This window comes from Candidatus Proelusimicrobium volucris (assembly GCF_959605025.1).
GTDB classification, from domain to species: Bacteria; Elusimicrobiota; Elusimicrobia; order Elusimicrobiales; family Elusimicrobiaceae; genus Proelusimicrobium; species Proelusimicrobium volucris.
Genome location: NZ_CAUHCY010000002.1, coordinates 119594 through 133991 on the forward strand (window position 1 = coordinate 119594; position 14398 = coordinate 133991).

Here is a 14398-nt window from a genome sequence, read left to right on the forward strand (position 1 = left end):
AATAATATGTCTAAAATAATAGGTATTGATTTAGGAACATCAAATACCGCCGCGGCGGTAATGGAGGGCGGACGCCCTACGATAATCCCTTCGGCGGAAGGCAGCTCTATCGGCGGTAAAGCGTTCCCTTCTTATGTGGCTTTTACCAAAGACGGGCAGCGCTTGGTGGGCGAGCCCGCAAGAAGACAGGCGGTATCCAACCCGGAAGGCACGGCTACGGCTTTTAAGAGAAAGATGGGCGAGAGCTTCAAATATGATTTAAGGGGTAATGAGTTTACGCCTCAACAGCTTTCGGCTTTCATTTTGCAGAAAGTGAAAAAAGACGCCGAAGCCTTTTTGGGCCAGCCTGTGGAAAAGGCGGTAATTACCGTACCGGCCTACTTTAACGACAACCAGCGCCAAGCGACTAAAGACGCGGGCAAGATTGCGGGTTTGGAAGTGGTAAGACTTTTAAACGAGCCTACGGCCGCGGCTTTGGCTTACGGTATCGATAAGACCGGCAAGGAACAGAAAATATTGGTCTTTGACTTGGGCGGCGGTACTTTGGATGTCACCATTATGGAAATGGGCAAGGAAGGAACTTTTGACGTATTGGCTACTTCCGGCGATACGAAACTCGGCGGTACCGATATGGATAATGCCATAATCGATTGGATAGTTGACGAGTTTAAGAAAACTTCCGGCATCGACCTTAAAAACGACAAGCAGGCGATGATGCGTCTTAAAGACGCGGCGGAAAAAGCGAAGATTGAGCTTTCCACCACCATGGAAACGGACATCAACCTGCCGTTTATCACCTCTGACAGCACGGGCGCGAAACACCTTGAACTTAAACTTTCCAGAGCAAAACTTGAGAGCTTGGTAAGCCCGATAGTTGAACGCTGCGGCGCTTCTATCGACAGAGCGGTAAGCGATTCGAAACTTTCGATGAGCAATATCGATAAGATTATTATGGTAGGCGGTCCTACCCGCATGCCGATAGTACAGGAATATGTGGAAAAACACGTCGGCAAGAAAATAGAACGCGGTATCGACCCTATGGAATGCGTCGCGGACGGCGCGGCGATACAGGCGGGTGTACTTACCGGTGATGTAAAAGACATCTTGTTATTGGACGTAACCCCTCTGTCTTTGGGTCTTGAAACCTTGGGCGGAGTATTTACGAAACTTATCGACAGGAACACCACCATACCGGTACGCAAGACGCAGGTATTCTCCACCGCGGCCGACAATCAGCCTGCCGTAACGGTAAACGTCTTGCAGGGCGAGCGCCCTATGGCAAAGGACAATGTTCCTTTGGGCAAATTCGACCTTGACGGTATTCCGCCCGCTCCCAGAGGCGTACCTCAGATAGAGGTAACCTTCGATATAGACGCGAACGGTATATTGAAGGTATCAGCCAAGGACTTGGGCACGAACAAGGAGCAGCATATAACGATTACGGCTCCCAACAAACTCAGTGAGGCCGAGGTTGAAAACTTCGTCAAACAAGCGGAGAAATTCGCCGAGGAAGACAAAAAGACGAAGGAAAGAATAGAAGCCAAGAACGAAGCCGACAGCGTACTTTACCAGACCGAGAAAGCCTTAAAAGAGCACGGCGATAAAGTACCGCAGGACGAACGTCTTAAAATAGACCAGGCTTTAAGCGAACTTAGGGAAGCCATCAAGTCCGAAGACACTGACAGAATCAAAAAAGCCAAGGACGAGGCTTTGGCGGCCAGCCAGAAACTGGGCGAGATAATCTATAAAGAAGCCCAAGCCAAAGCGCAGGCTGCGCAAGGCGCGGCTGGCGCAAGCCAGGCGGGAGCGCAGGAGGCTGCACAAGGCGAGGCCAAGAAAGACGACGTCGTAGAAGCGGAAGTCGTAGACGGCAAATAAGGATTGTTTAACGAACAAGGGCGGGTAACTCCGCCCTTGTTTTTTTGTGGAAACGGTAAAATTAAAAAGCTTGGCGCAAGGGCGGCAAAGCGTCAAGTTTGATAAAATTTATATAGAGCCGCGAAGTTCAAAAAACTATAATGAACGGCAAAACAATGCTCCATAGAGGAGCGCTAATAGCGGAAAACTAAACGGGAATTTTTGGAAATGGCAAAGAAAGAAGACTATTACTCGGTACTTGGCGTAAACAGAAACGCCGATCAAAACGAACTTAAAAGCGCTTACAGGAAGATGGCGATGAAATACCACCCCGACAGAAATCCGGGTAATCCTGAAGCGGAAGAAAAATTTAAAACGATAAATGAAGCCTTTGAGGTACTTTCCGATCCGCAGAAAAGGCAAATATACGATAATTACGGCGCCGAGGGTTTAAACGGAGCCGGCGCGGGCGGATTTCACGGCGGATTTGGCGGATTTGAAGATATTTTCAGCTCGGTATTCGGCGATATGTTCGGAGGCAGTTTCGGGGGGGCGTCGACCGGCGGCAGGCGCAGAGCCCAGCGCGGCGGCGATTTGAAAGAAGAAGTCGAAGTTACCCTGGAAGAGGCTTATGACGGCATAGAAAAGGAGGTATCTTATAGCCGCGTTGACACTTGCTCCACATGCCACGGTACGGGCGCGCAGGAAGGAAGCGGCCGCAAGACTTGCCCCACTTGCCGCGGCAGCGGCGTGGTGCAGTTCAGCCAAGGGTTTTTCTCCATGAGGCAATCCTGCCCCGATTGCGGCGGGCAAGGCAGCATTGTTGAAAAGCCTTGCCGCGATTGTAAAGGTACGGGGCGCCAGCGCAGCAAAGCCAAGTTTACCGTAAAGATACCGGCGGGCGTAAAAGAAGGCGTAGTTTTAAGAGTGCCCAACGGCGGTGATATTGGCACCAATGACGGCGGCTATGGTGATTTGTATATACAGACACACGTAAAAAAACATAAAATCTTTCAGCGCGACGGTGACGATTTGGTGTTGGAAATACCGCTCTCTTATCCGCAGGCGGCTTTAGGCGCGGCGATTAAAATCCAAAACATTAAGAAGGAAGAAATACAAGTCGTCATACCGCAAGGCTCCCAACACGGGCGCGTGGTTACGGTTGACGGGGAAGGTATGCCGGTGCTTGGCAAAGCGGGCAAGAAGGGCAATTTGCGGGTTGTAGTAAATCTTGAAGTGCCCAAGAAGCTGACGCCAAGGCAAAAGAAACTTATAGAGGAACTCGGCCAAGCCTTTGAGGAAGAGGTCCAAAAGAAAAGCTTGTTTGAAAAGATTTTCGGCTGATTCTCCGCTTAAAAACCTAGAAATATAATTTAAATTGACACAAAAAAACGCGAGGCATACGCTCCGCGTTTTTTGTTTTGTATTATTGAAATTTTATACTTCTTGCGCGAAGCATATTCCGTCCTGCGCTTTTGTTATTTTGACTTTGCGCAAAGCGGGTTGTAAAGATACCCCTTTAATAAGCGCTCTTTGGAAATTGGGCAAGACACCGCTTACGGAGTTGTTTGCTTTTATAAAAGTTTCAGCCAGAAATTCCGCCTCTTTGTCTATAAGGCTTTGAGCGGCTTTTTGTCTAAGCTGTTTGTCTTTTTGATGCAGAATTTCGGAACGGCGTTTTATTTCTTCCGGCGGGAGTTGCTTTAGCGCCGCGGCCTTTGTTCCTGCGCGCGGCGAATAGCTGAACACGTGCAAACCCGCAAAGCCGACTTCCTCCAAGAAAGACAAAGAGCTATTGAAGTCCGCCTCCGTTTCGGTGGGGTATCCGGCTATAATATCGCAATACAAAAATATATTTTTAAAGTAACTTCTGATATATTTTACGCGTTCAAGATATTCTTTTGTGTCGTAATGGCGGCCCATATGTTTTAGGACGGCGTCGCTTCCGCTTTGAAGCGGCAGATGCAGATAATCGCAGAATTTTTCCCCGCCGGAGGCAGCCGTTTGGATAAGTTTGTCGGTTACGGTGTTTATCTCTATGGAGGAGAATCTTATTCTAAAATCGCCTTCTATTTTAAAAACCTCGCCCAGCAAATCGGCCAAGTCCGCCCCGCTTTGCGGGCAGCGGTAATTGCCGATATTTATGCCTGTTAGCACTATCTCTTTATACCCGTTTTTTATCAGATTTTGTATTTCCGCCAAGGCAATTTGCTTGGGTTTGGAAGTTTTCAAAGGGCGGGTATAAGGAACTATGCAGTAGGAGCAGAAATTGTCGCATCCGTCTTGTATTTTGACGAATGCTCTTGTTTTGCCCTCATGGTGTTTTACCGTCCAGTCCAAATCTTCTCCGAAAAGAGTTTTGCCCAAATCAGGCTTAAAAATTATTTGGGCTTGCGGGAAAAGGGCTTTAATTTTATCGGCGGAAGCCATGGCGTAACAGCCGGTAACAATAATCCTGCAATAGGGATTATCGCGCAGGATTTGGCGTATAAGTTTGTTGGCGTCCCTGTCGGCTTTAGCGGTTACGGAGCAAGTGTTTATCAAACACAGCTCTGCGTCTTTGGGGGCCTGCACAATGACGGCCCCGCCGTCTTTAAATTTCTCCAGCAGGGCTTCGCTTTCCACCTGGTTTACCCTGCAGCCGAAGGTTTTAATAAACACTTTCATTGCAGGGCCGCCCAGCAGGCTGCGGCCGCGGCCGTTTCTGCGCGTAAAATATTTTGCCCCAAAGTTACGGGCATAACGCCTTTTTGTTTGGCGAAAGCTATTTCCGCTTTATCGTATCCGCCTTCCGGCCCGATAAAAATGGAAAGATCCTTTGTTTTTATCGTTTGGATATAATCAATTATAGAGGTTTTATTTTCATCTTCGTAGCAGATTATGGCCGGGGTAGAGAGCTTGGTTATGGCTTCTTCAAAGGGGAGAGGTTTTTCTATAAGCGGTACGGAAGGGTTTTCGCACTGTTTGCATGCGGCCAAGGCGAGCTGATGCCAACGGGAATATTTCGTTTCCCATTTTTTAAGCAGGTCCTTTTCCGAGAATTTCGACAATACCGCCGCAAAGCGCGAAACGCCTACTTGCGTACATTTGTCTATGATATCTTCCGCGGCGGCGCGCGCTACGGCGCTAAAGTAAAGGGTAATATTGCGCTTAAGCGTAGGCGCGGGCAGAGGTTTTAATATTTCGCCGCAGGCGGATTTATCTGACAGAGCCGTAAGCCTTGCCAGGAATTTTGAACCTTTCCCGTCAAAGATTTTTATTTCCGCGCCGATATGCAGGCGCGCCACTTTGAGGTGATGCGCCTCCTCTTTATCCATAGTAAAACGTTCTTTAGATATATCTGCTAAATATTGGGGCATATCGCTTAATCCGGCATACCGTCCCAATTAAGGGTGCCGTCTTTTTTGCATAATTTTGCGGGCAAGCCGTTGCCAAGCCCGAAGGAATTGCCGTATACAGGCGCTTCGCTGTTGGCTATGCGTCGTTCTTGACGATATTGCTGAACGTAAAGATAGGGATAGCGTATTGGTTCCAAAGCGTCCGGATGCGCGAATACAAAATATCTTTTATTGCCGCCGCCAATATCTACGTATCTTACTTTAAGCTGGTTGCGCAAAGTATTTTCGGAACATTGAGTTCTGGTCATTAAAGCGGCGTATTCGGTATTAGTTATTTCCATATAATTTTGGGATATTAAATTGCGCACCTGCATCTCTATTTCCTTTTGGGTGGCGGGCAATTTTTCGCCGGGGCGGTAATAAGATTTCTCGCCGCGTAACATTTTGGTAAACGCTGTCAGGCCTTCATCGGTAAGATTGCCCATATCGTTGAAAATCGGTTTCCTGTTTTCGTCCCTAAGGGTAAACAGATCCGCTACGCTAACGCCTTTATTGATTAAAAATTGCTTGGCGTCTGAAGAGAGCTTTCTCAACAGATCATTATATCCCGTAATGGTAAGCATTTTGCGAACATATACTTTATTGCTGTCGCGCTCCACGATAAGGCCGTTGGGTATTTTGCCGCCGTATTTCTGCGAAAGATATTCTATACCGTTGCTCTTTTCGGCGGTTATCATTTTTGAGAGAGTTTGCATATCCTCGCGCGAAAATTCCTGCGCGGCTGGGTCAATTATATTGCGCTCTTTCATCGTTCTTAGCAGTTCCTCTTTTGTTAGGATATCGGGTTCAAGCGCGATGAGCCTTTCCCTTGAAACGATATTAGTAAAATCCACCGCCAACGCTTTTTTGTAATATTCCACCGCTTTATTTATGTCGCCCGTTTTTTCCTCGCAAATACCCGCGCCGACAAGAGCATTAATGTTTGCCGGTTCGTATTTGAGGGCTGTTTTATAATATTTTTCGGCCTCTTTAAGATTGGCTTTCCTCATATAAATATCGCCCAATCTTGAATAAATATAGGCTTTATAAGGGGATTTGGCGTTCAAATAACTTAAGGCCTTTATAAAATTCTTTTCGGCATTGTTGAATTTGCCCAAAATCATTTCCACGCCGGCAAGGCTTATTAGGGCGTCGGCGTTCTTGGGATTTGTTTTAAGACAGCCGTTTAGAGTCTTTTCCGCCAGAGAGTATTCCTTTTCGTTAAAATACTCCTTGCTTTTTGAAAGGCATGCGTCGATATTCGTTTTTGCTTTGGCCGCAGCCGGCATAAGCGCGAAAGCTAAAATAAACAGGGCGGGAAGTAACTTCATAGACGGTTTCTCCATGTGTTAAAGAGTATTCTTATTTTTTCAATCTTATTTAACTTTATCTTTTTATCGTCCAATCGGCAAGGGCGGGCGATAAGTTTCGCCAATATGGCCTTATAGGTATTGCCCATAGCTCTGGCCGGGAGCATGGCTTTAAAATCTTCTTTCGGGAGAAGTTTTTCCGCTTGGATAAAAAGTTCCTGCGCTTTTTGCGCTTCAAAAAAGAGGAGGGCTTTTGTCCTGCGGTTGTCCTTGAGCTTTAAAATATCTTCTTCTTTCACTCCGAAAGATTCCAAATCCTGCTTTGGTATGTATATGCGGTTTATTTTTGCATCTTCGGCTGCGTCCCTTACGATATTGGTAAGCTGTACGGCATAGCCTAAGGCTACGGCGTATTTTTCCGTCCGCTCGTTTTTGTATCCGAAGATTTTTATGCACATCAGCCCGACTGTGGAGGCTACCCTGTACATATACCATTGCAGATCGCCGAAACTTTCATAACGCACAGGCGTTTTTAAATCTCTTTCGCAGCCGTCCAATAAGTCGGACAGATATTGTTTTGGTATATTAAAAGGCTTTACGGCTTTTAGAAGTTCTTTACCCAATTCTGTTTTTGGGCAGCCCTCGTAAACATTGTCCAGTTCTTTTCTCAAATCGTCCAGCTTTTGCTTAGCATCGGAAAAGCCTTCGTCTACAATATCGTCGGCAAGGCGGCAAAATGCATAAATAATACTCAAGGCTTGTTTCTTTTCTTTTGACAGAAAGAAAAAAGCCCCGCCGAAATTGGATTTTTTATAAGCAGGCATATTGTCGCTCATTAATAAAATTCTACTAAAAAACAGTATAAAAAACAGCCCGATAGTTTGTATTTGCGGAAAATAAAAAGCCCGACTCTTATAAGTCGGGCTTTTGTCTTTTTAAAACGATTTATTTTAAAGTATACCCATCGCCGCTTTTTGTCCAGCCGGAAGAACTCGCCACCTTGTGAAACACGTCACCCCTGTTCCCGCTTGCCAAAACGACGAATTCTTTTCCTGCTCCGAATATCGTGCCAGAATCGTTAATGTTATACTTAAATACGAACTTGTATTCCGCGGTGTCTCCTTTGCCGCATTCCATAGTTACCGCTTTGTTTGCGGAGTCTATGGAAACAATGCAAGATCCGTCATCTGCGGTGGCGGTCAATCCGCTGACGCTGTAACTTTCCGGCAGTGATACGGGCAGTTTCTTTAAGCTGTCCGGGAACTCGTCGTTAAAACTGTAATACTGCAATGCGGAATCGTATATAGGTTTTAACACGCTCATATTGCTTGTTACCCTGGCTCTTTCCACCGATATCATATATTGCGGAAGAGCAATCGCCCCCAATATCCCTATTATGAGTACGACTACCAGAACTTCTATTAAGGTAAACCCTTTTTTGTTTTTTAACATTTTTATTTCTCCTCTATTTTATCAAAGGTTGTATCAAATTAAGTATCGGCGCTATGGTAAGGGAAACTATGGCTATAAGTTTCATTAGTACGTTAAGGCTTGGGCCCGCCGTATCTTTGAAAGGATCTCCTACCGTATCGCCTATTACGGCGGCTTTATGCTGGTCCGAACCTTTCCCGCCGGCCGTCTTTTCTATATGTTTTTTTGCATTATCCCACGCGCCTCCAGCGTTTGCCATAAACAAAGCCAGCATAACTCCTGTTATGGTAGTTCCTATTACCAAACCGCAGAGCATATCTTTGCCGAAGATTAAACCCGTCAGGGTCGGCGCAAGTACGCCTATAAGCGCGGGCAGAACCATTTTCTTTATGGCAGATTTTGTGGATATGTCCACGCAGCGCGCGTAATTGGGGGTGGCTGTCCCTTGCAATATTCCGCTGTTTTGTCTGAACTGTCTTCTTACTTCCTGCACCATATCATTAGCCGCAGAGCCTACCGCGCGCATGGCTAAAGCCGAAAACAAAAACGGCAGCATGGCGCCTACAAAGAGGCCGGCCATAATATACGGGTTGGCCATATCCACTTGTTCTATTTTGGCGGCTACCCTATAAGCTTCAAATAGGGCAAGGGCGGTTAAGGCGGCGGAACCTATGGCAAACCCTTTGCCGATGGCGGCTGTGGTATTGCCGACTGCGTCAAGACGGTCGGTTCTCTTTCGGACTTCGGGCTTCATTTTCGCCATTTGCGCTATGCCGCCGGCATTGTCGGCGATAGGGCCGTAGGCGTCTACCGCAAGCTGTATGCCGGTGGTCGAAAGCATACCGAGCCCGGCTATCGCTACGCCGTACAGTCCGCTGAATTTGTAAGATAGTATTATCGCGGCCGCTATAAAAATAGCAGGCCACATCGTAGATAACATTCCTACGCCCAAGCCCGATATTATGTTTGTCGCCGCGCCGCTTTTTGAGCTTTGCGCTATCTCGGCTGTGCAGGATTTGCCTTCCGCGGTGTAATGATCGGTAATAAGGCCTATAAGAACTCCGCAGGCAAGGCCCGCTATTACCGCGGCGTAAATGCCGCCCGCTTTATAAAATTCATCGGAAAAAGAGAAGACTTCCGGCGAATAATACATTGTTATCGGGTAAGCCGCAACGGCAAACAATATAGCCGCCAAATACATTCCCCTGTTAAGAGCATTTTGCGGGTTGCCTTTTTCGTGTGTTCTTACTATAAAATTGCCCAAGACGGAAGCTATTATGCCCGCCGCGGCTAAAATAAAGGGCAGTAGCGCGAGCATTATATCACCGCCGGCCGCCGCCGCGCTGGCGCCGATTACCACCGCGCTAATTATCGCCCCGCTGTAAGATTCGAACAAATCCGCTCCCATTCCAGCGACATCGCCCACATTATCGCCGACATTATCTGCTATCGTAGCCGGGTTTCTGGCGTCGTCTTCGGGAATGCCGGCTTCCACTTTGCCGACCAAATCCGCGCCTACGTCGGCCGCTTTGGTGTAAATGCCGCCGCCGACTCTTGCAAACAGCGCAACCAAACTTGCCCCAAGCGAAAAACCTGTAATTATGGGTAAAATGGTGAGGTTTAAAGCTTCCTGATCCGCTCCGAATAGTTTAGTAAGCAGCAAGAATAAAGATGATATCCCCAGCAAAGAAAGCCCCACTACGCTCAAACCCATTACCGAACCGCCGTTAAAAGCGACTTTCAAAGCCGCGTTTAAGGATTTTTGCGCCGCATTGGCCGTTCTGGCATTTGAGAAAGTGGCGACTCTCATTCCTATTACGCCGGCCAAACCGGAAAATATCGCCCCGCATATAAACGCCGCCGCGACAAGGCGCACTTCTCCTTTGTTAAAAGCGGCAAGCAGCGCCGCGACTATTATTATCACTACACCCAGAACTTTGTATTCCCTTTTAAGAAAAGCCTTCGCGCCGTCTTGTATTGCGTGGCTGATTTGTTTCATCTCATCGGTGCCTTGAGATTGTTTGTAAACCCATAATCCTTTCAAATAAGCCGTGATTAAAGCCAATATCGCGGCCGCTATGGCAAAAGCAATCAATAGATTCATAAGACCTCCGTATAAAATTAACGGCAAAGTGTTAATATAATAACAAATTTACAAGTCTTTACAAGATTTATAAATGCTTTTTATTTTAGAAAAAATTTTTTTGAACGCTTTTACCGCGTGCGGATCAAAGGCTTTTTCGCTTTGATCTATTATGAATTGATAGGCTTTCATTATATCCCAAGGTTTTTTGTAGCAGCGTTTCATGCATAAGGCGTCGAACACGTCGGCTACGGCCACTATTCTGGCTTCAAGCGGGATTTCCTCCCCTTTAAGGCCCTCGGGGTAACCAGTCCCGTCAAAACGCTCGTGGTGGTACAAACTCATTTTATGCGCTATTTTCAATAAGGAGGACTGAGCTCCGCCCAATATTTTCCCGCCGTATACTGTATGACGCTTCATTATTTCAAACTCTTCGGGTGATAATTTGCCGGGTTTTAGCAAAATGTTGTCGGGTATGGCGATTTTGCCTATATCGTGCAGTGCGCTGGCGTGTTTTATCGTTTGGGCCCTGCTTTCTTCCAATCCCAGGCCGCGCGCTATAAGATAGCTTATTTGCTCTATATTCTCGATATGTTGTTTGGTGTCCGCCTGATCGCGGTATTCCGCGGTTATGGCCAGGCGGTATATTGTTTCAAGATTGGAGAGTTTTACTTCTTCATAAAGTTTTGCTATCTCTATTTTGCCCGCCGCCAAATTGGCCATAAGCTTCAGCAATCCTTCGTCTTTTTTGGAAAAAGGGGTCGCGTCTATTTTGTTGCTTACTTGCAGCACTCCTATGGTTACGTTTTCCTTATTTTTTAAAGGAACGGCCAAAAGAGAATTAGTTTTAAAGCCTGTTACCAAATCCACCTCTTTTGAAAATCTTTTATCCGCGTAAGCGTCGGGCAGATTGATGGTATGTCCGCTTTGGCATACCTGCGCGGCTATACTCGGCCCTTTAAGAGGCAAATGTATTTCGGTATATTCCAATCCTTTGCCGCGTACGGTTTTGGACCATAACTCCCCCGCCTCTTCGTCTTTGATGAAGATAAAACATCTTTTCGTACCAAGGATATTTGTTACTTGTTTTGCGGTAAGTTCCAAAAGCGCGTCGAGGTTGGTTTCATGCGAAACTCTCCACCCGAACTCCACTAGAAGATCGAGTTTATTTTTATCGGTGAGGGTTTGATTCTGAGTTCTTGCCATAAAACTCTTCCGGTATTTGGGATACGTGTAAAATTTTAAGCCGCTTTTGCTTGAAGTTGCGGGCGGCCTTTTTAAACAGATTTTTATCCGCGTAAGAAGAAACCACAAGATAATCCGCCTCAATACTTTCAAGCGTATCGGCGATTTGCGCTGTTATGATTTTATTACCTTTCACTTCCGTCCAATAAGACGCACCCGCCGACGGCAGTTGTTTGCTTTGAATACACTCTAGCAAAAAAATGTTTTGCGGGCAAACAAAAAGTTCCGCAAGGCTTATGCCCAAAGCTTTTAACTCGGGCGAAAAAGAGTTGTGATGAAGGATAATTTTTTTACCCGAAAGGGATACTTTAAAACTTTTGGGCGCTTTTATGTATTGGGTTATAAACTTTACCCTGTTTGAAAGAGGGGTAAATTCTTTGCCGAACAAGGCGGCCTTTTTCAATATGGAAAAAATCTCCGCCGAATCCACGGCCATATCGGCGGGGTTTTCCTCGCTTAGTTTTAAAAGTGCGCGAAGGACTTTCCTTACCCCCATAATATCGGCGCAAAAATAGAGGTGCTCCAGTTCCGCGGCGTTTAAGTCCGTCAGCGCACTAAAACCGGCTTCGTTTAATATTTTTAAAGAGTCTTTTATCTGCCTGAAGCCCAGCAGGGAAGGAAGAAAAATAATTTCTTTTTCCAAGGCGGGCTGGCGTTTTGCCGCGCGCAGGATTTTATGGCGGGCATAGGCGCGGGAGAAAATCTTTCTTAACGCGGAGGCCTTTGTTTTTCTCTTGCCCAAAAGCGAAAAATTTAGCTCCGCCATCAAATCGGACACTGGCGTTTTTGCCGGGCAAAAATCGGTGCAGGCTCCGCACATTAGGCAGGAAGCGGAAGTGTTTAAAATATCGGTTTTATCCTGTTTTAAATTGAGTTTTCTCTCAAAGATACACTTTAGCAGCTGGCTGCGCCCGCGGGGGGAGTAAAGCTCGCTTTTTAGCGCCTTGAAAGATGGGCATCTCTGCAAACACGCCCCGCAGCGCGTACAGGTACTCGCCGCATATTGCGCCTTGAAAGGGCCTTCGCCCTTGATATAAAAATCAAGCCCGCGTTCGCTGCCCAATTTCAAAGGGGCGGGCGGGAGTTTAAGGTGTTTTATTTTCATCTTCGGTGCCTTCAAAAAGGAAAGGATTTAAAATGTTGTTCGGATCCAACGCCTTTTTTAGCTTAAATTCTACGTCGGAAGGGAGCCTCCTTTTAAAAGGGAGAACTTCACTTTTTTGCGCTTTATAAGGCAAAAGCCTTAAAGTAAGAGATGTTACTATGCCGTAAGCCCCGCGTGCGCCGCACATAAGCGCGATTAAATCGTAGCCTGCGGTATTTTTAACGTATTTCCCGCCATAGGATATAAAGGAACCGTCGGGCATAACAGCCTCTATCGCGGTTACATAGTCTTTAAGCGCGGGTATGGTTTTGGCGGAAAAGACTCCCCCGATACTGCCTTTTACCGCGGGTACGGGCAAATATAAATTATGCTTCTTGAGTTCCTCTTCCAGCTCTTTCATGCAAAACGATGGCTGAATGGTTATTGTGTAGTCGGTCTTATCTATATCAAGGATTTTGTTTAAATTTTTTAAAGACAAAATATTTCCCTTTTTCAATTTTAGCTTCGTGTTTAGCCCGACAATGTTCAGCGGTTTGTTTTCCGCGTTGGCTAGTTTTACGGCCTCAATCAGCGGGATAATGTCTTGCGGAGGGGAGGCCTTCTTTTCGGAAACGGAGGCTATCGGCAGCACTTTATCGGGGTTGGCGACATTTTGGGGATCCAGCGCAGTTTTGATTTTGCGAAATATTTTAAGAGTATTTTCATCGAACATCATTGCCATGGCCGCGCGCTTTTCCACGCCGATTCCGTGTTCTGCGCTGATAGTGCCGCCGAGCGCGCAAATAGTTTGATGTATTTCCTTTATCGCTTTTTTGATATTTGAAAGTTCGTAAAGATTATTCTCTTTAAAAGCTATGTTAGGGTGCAAATTGCCGTCGCCAGCGTGGAAAACTATTCCCGCCCTGAGGCCGTATTTGCCGAATATGGCGGAAATTTGTTCTATCGCTTTTGGCAAATTGGCTCTGCTTACGGCGCAATCCAAGGAGAAGAGCCCGCTTCCCAAACTGGCCAACGCGGCCGCGGCCGAAAGTCTTGTTTGCCACAAGGCGCGGCGTTTGGCTTCATTTTGTGCCGCCTCTAACTTTACGGCCTTGTTTATTTTGCAGAAAGATTCTATTTGCTTGGCATGTTTGGGCAGCTCGGTCCTTTTTCCGTCAAGCTCTATTATCAGCAAGGCTTGCGCTTCTACGGGAGATTCGCTCGCTTTTAAAGTGGCGTGGTCCAGCGCTTCCAAAGCGGAAGGTATGATGCCTGCGGCGATTATTTCCTTAACGCAGAGCATAGCGTCCGTGAGCGAGGGAAAATAAGCCAGAAAAGTTCTTTTGAAAGAAGGCTTGGGCAATATTTTTAAGCGCAGTTTTTTTATCAATCCCAAAGTACCCTCGCTTCTTAAAAGCAAAGAGAGCAAATCCGGCCCCTGGGAATTTTTGGACAAGGCAATTTCCGTCCCGTCCGGTAAAATAAACTCCGTTCCCAATACATTGGCCAAAGTTGCGCCGTATTTTAAAGTTTTTGGGCCGCCCGCGCCAAGCGCGCAGTTGCCGCCTATGGTGGAAAATTCTTTGCTTGCCGGGTCAGGCGCGTAAAAAAAGCCCTCTTTATCCAACATTTTTTGCAGATTGCCGTTTACCGTGGAGCATTGAACCAGGGTATAACCCTCTTTTATATTGATATCTTCCACGGCGTCCAAATGGTTCAAATTTAATATCGCGCCGCCTTTAATGGCTACTGCCCCCCCGTCGTGATTTGTGGCGGCGGCCCGCGGCACAAAGGGTACTTTATGTTTGTTTAAAACGGCGATTAAGGCGGGCAGTTTGGAAATGTCTTTAATTTCCAATACGGCTTCCGGCAGGCTTTTTACGGGGCTGCCGTCAAAACAGTTAAGCAGTAAAGCCGTTTTGTTTGTGAGTACGTTTTCCTTTCCAAGAAGTTTAATTACTTCCTTCTTAGCCGTGTTGAATTTGTCGGATTTTATCATTGCCATTACTAT

General features: G+C 46.6%; 11 protein-coding genes. 2 read left to right on the top strand and 9 right to left on the bottom strand.

Annotated features, from left to right (window positions below):
- Positions 1-6 precede the first annotated feature (6 nt).
- Together dnaK and dnaJ are read left to right on the top strand one after the other, a co-directional pair.
- The gene (dnaK, locus tag ACQY3M_RS02630; protein WP_428065914.1) at positions 7-1878 is read left to right on the top strand and encodes a molecular chaperone DnaK; all 1872 of its coding nucleotides are present in this window, start codon (positions 7-9) and stop codon (positions 1876-1878) included.
- A 207-nt stretch (positions 1879-2085) separates the two neighbouring features.
- A complete protein-coding gene (dnaJ, locus tag ACQY3M_RS02635) occupies positions 2086-3201 on the top strand; it encodes a molecular chaperone DnaJ (RefSeq protein WP_428065915.1) in 1116 nt (371 codons plus the stop codon).
- Between the two features lie 93 nt (positions 3202-3294).
- Here dnaJ and ACQY3M_RS02640 read toward each other — a convergent pair whose 3' ends face one another.
- The 9 genes from ACQY3M_RS02640 to ACQY3M_RS02680 form a co-directional block, all read right to left on the bottom strand.
- On the bottom strand, positions 3295-4524 hold the full coding sequence (locus ACQY3M_RS02640) for a MiaB/RimO family radical SAM methylthiotransferase (protein ID WP_428065916.1): 1230 nt from the start codon (positions 4522-4524) through the stop codon (positions 3295-3297).
- A complete protein-coding gene (locus ACQY3M_RS02645; RefSeq protein WP_428065917.1) occupies positions 4521-5216 on the bottom strand; it encodes an RsmE family RNA methyltransferase in 696 nt (231 codons plus the stop codon). Before ACQY3M_RS02645 ends, ACQY3M_RS02640 begins: the two co-directional genes overlap by 4 nt.
- Positions 5217-5221: 5 nt before the next feature.
- The gene (locus ACQY3M_RS02650; protein WP_428065918.1) at positions 5222-6565 is read right to left on the bottom strand and encodes a tetratricopeptide repeat protein; all 1344 of its coding nucleotides are present in this window, start codon (positions 6563-6565) and stop codon (positions 5222-5224) included.
- Entirely contained in the window at positions 6562-7380 is an 819-nt protein-coding gene (locus ACQY3M_RS02655) for a phytoene/squalene synthase family protein (protein ID WP_428065919.1), read from the bottom strand. The genes ACQY3M_RS02650 and ACQY3M_RS02655 overlap by 4 nt, the downstream gene beginning before the upstream one ends.
- 109 nt (positions 7381-7489) lie before the next feature.
- Positions 7490-7996: a type IV pilin protein gene (locus tag ACQY3M_RS02660; RefSeq protein ID WP_428065920.1), complete on the bottom strand. Its 507-nt coding sequence runs from the start codon at positions 7994-7996 to the stop codon at positions 7490-7492.
- Between the two features lie 13 nt (positions 7997-8009).
- Positions 8010-10079 carry a sodium-translocating pyrophosphatase gene (locus ACQY3M_RS02665; protein WP_428065921.1) on the bottom strand — a complete coding sequence of 690 codons (2070 nt, stop codon included), beginning with the start codon at positions 10077-10079 and terminating at the stop codon, positions 8010-8012.
- Positions 10080-10127: 48 nt separating this feature from the next.
- Positions 10128-11264: a GAF and HD-GYP domain-containing protein gene (locus tag ACQY3M_RS02670; RefSeq protein ID WP_428065922.1), complete on the bottom strand. Its 1137-nt coding sequence runs from the start codon at positions 11262-11264 to the stop codon at positions 10128-10130.
- On the bottom strand, positions 11230-12408 hold the full coding sequence (locus ACQY3M_RS02675; protein ID WP_428065923.1) for a 4Fe-4S dicluster domain-containing protein: 1179 nt from the start codon (positions 12406-12408) through the stop codon (positions 11230-11232). Before ACQY3M_RS02675 ends, ACQY3M_RS02670 begins: the two co-directional genes overlap by 35 nt.
- Positions 12389-14392 (bottom strand): FAD-binding oxidoreductase, encoded by a 2004-nt coding sequence (locus ACQY3M_RS02680; protein ID WP_428065924.1) that lies wholly within the window; start codon positions 14390-14392, stop codon positions 12389-12391. Before ACQY3M_RS02680 ends, ACQY3M_RS02675 begins: the two co-directional genes overlap by 20 nt.
- Positions 14393-14398 lie beyond the last annotated feature (6 nt).